Here is a 2,323-nt window from a genome sequence, read left to right on the forward strand (position 1 = left end):
GTGCGCGATGCGCGGCTCGTGGCCGTGCTGGAGAACATCACGAACCACACGAACGTGGGCGCCATCTTCCGTTCGGCCGCGGCGCTGGGCGTGGATGCCGTGCTCGTGACACCCGAGTGCTACGACCCGTTGTACCGCCGCGCGGTTCGCGTGTCGATGGGAACCGTGTTCCAGGTGCCGTGGACGCGCATCGGCGAGGAGGCGGACCCGCGCGCGGGCAAGGGCGCTTGGGCGAAGGGCGGTCTCCCGCTGCTGCATGAGCTGGGGTTCGCCACGGCCGCGATGGCGTTGTCGGACGACTCGGTGCCGCTGGACGACGCCCGCCTGGCCGCCGAGCCGAAGCTCGCGCTGGTGTTCGGCACCGAGGGCGACGGTTTGGCCCCTACCACCATCGCCGCCTGCGACTACACGGTGCGCATCCCCATGCAGCACCACGTGGACTCCCTGAACGTGGCCGCCGCCAGCGCCGTGGCCTTCTGGGAGCTGCGCCGGTAGTGACGCCGATTTTTCCCACTTCTGCCAAAAACGAGCCGGTTTGGCAATCGCGACGCGGCTTCGGAGGGATATCCGACGCTCATACAGCGAGCAACGAGGGCGTTTCACCAGGTGGCGTTCTTCAGACATATTCATAGTTATCTACTATGGATTGCCAAAACGGCTCGTTTTTGGCACGAAGGGCCTGATTCGGCGTCATGAAGCCGGAAAAGCCCCGAAGCAGGCTTCCCTAGCGAGCGTCCTCGCTGGAATGCTCGTAACCAGGATGCCCGCCCCTACAGCGCGTCGCCCCCAGGGTGGCCGGTGTGGTTCACGCTCTTGGCCAAGGGGTTCTCCTTAAGGGTGAGCATGAGGATGAAACCCACCACCAGCAAGGGCACCACGTACAGGAAGATGGGCACGAGCGCGTCGGAGTACGCGGCGGTGATGATGTCGCGCACGGGGGCGGCGAGGTGGTCGACGTACTGGGACGTGATGCGGTTCATGCTGATGTTGTCGGTCTTCGGCAGCTGCGCGGCCAGGTCGGCGGCGAGGCGCGACGTGAACAGCGCGCCCACGAGCGACGCCCCCAGCGTGGAGCCGATCTGCCGGAAGAAGTTGTTGGCCGCGGTGGCCGTGCCCACGATGGCGTGCGGGAACTCGTTCTGCACGATGAGCACGAGGATCTGCTGCCCGAGGCCTATGCCGAAGCCCAGCACGAACAGGAACACGCCCGTCACCAGCAGCGATGTATCCGGCGTGAGGCGCGACAGCAGCACGAAGCCCACCGCCGCCACGGCGCACGACGCGATGGGCATCCACTTGTAGCGCCCGGTCTTCGTGGCCAAAAAGCCCGTGCCCACCGCCGTGAGCAGCACGCCCGCCATCATGGGGAACGTCATGAGCCCGGCCTGCTCGGGCGCGAGGCCGTCCACGATCTGGAAGTACGTGGGCAGATACGACACCGTGCCCATCATGCCCAGCATGATGAACATGCCCGTGACGGTGCACACCACGAAGTTGCGGTTCTTGAACAGGAGCATCGGGATGATGGGCTCCTTCGCCCGCCGCTCCACCAGCACGAACGCCACGGCCGCAACCACGAACAGCGCGAACAAGCCGATGATCTGCCATGACAGCCAGGGATACAACGTGCCGCCCCATGCGGTGGCCAGCACGAGCGACGACACCGAAACGGCCATGGCCATCATGCCGCCCACGTCCACCGGCGGGCGGTCGTCGCGGCGCTCGGGGTTCGTGAGGAAGAACGCCACGGCCGCGATAGCCAAGAGCGCCAGCGGGATGTTGAAAGCGAACAGCCAGCGCCAGCCCGTCACCTGCACGAACCAGCCGCCCAGAAGCGGCCCCACCACGGTGGACACGGCGAACACCGAGCCCATGACGCCCATGTACTTGCCGCGCTGCCGGGGCGGGATGATGTCGGCGATGGTGGCCTGCGCCAAGATGATGAGGCCGCCGCCCCCGAGCCCTTCAACGGCGCGACCCGCGATGAGGCCGTCCATGCTGGGCGCGAGCCCGCAGGTGGCCGAGCCCACGATGAACACCGAAAGCGCCACGATGAACAGGTACTTGCGGCCGAACAGGTCGCCCAGCTTGCCGTAAATGGGCATCATGATGGTGGAGGCCAGGATGTAGGCCGTGGTCACCCACTGCATGTGGTCGACACCGCCGAGGTCGCCCACGATGGTGGGCAGCGCCGTGGCCGTGACCGTCTCGGACAGCGTGGACACGAACATGGCCAAAAGCAGGCCCGCGAACACGGCCGCCACGCCGCGCTTGCGCTCGGGCTTGAGCTCGGCGGCGGGCACGTCGCCCTGCCTGGCGGAGG

2 protein-coding genes are annotated in these 2,323 nt (G+C 66.9%); one reads left to right on the plus strand and one right to left on the minus strand.

All coding sequences use genetic code 11. The features are described 5' to 3' along the window. Positions 1 to 495: TrmH family RNA methyltransferase (locus GPA_RS12320; RefSeq protein WP_167536662.1), on the plus strand; the 495-nt coding region annotated here is incomplete at its 5' end. A 275-nt stretch (positions 496 to 770) separates the two neighbouring features. On the opposite strand, the gene GPA_RS12325 is transcribed toward GPA_RS12320, so the two are convergent. After that, positions 771 to 2,323, minus strand: a 1,553-nt coding sequence (locus GPA_RS12325) for an MDR family MFS transporter (RefSeq protein WP_197533101.1), incomplete at its 5' end; no start/stop codon positions are given.

The sequence above is a fragment of the Gordonibacter pamelaeae 7-10-1-b genome, from assembly GCF_000210055.1.
Lineage (GTDB): Bacteria > Actinomycetota > Coriobacteriia > Coriobacteriales > Eggerthellaceae > Gordonibacter > Gordonibacter pamelaeae.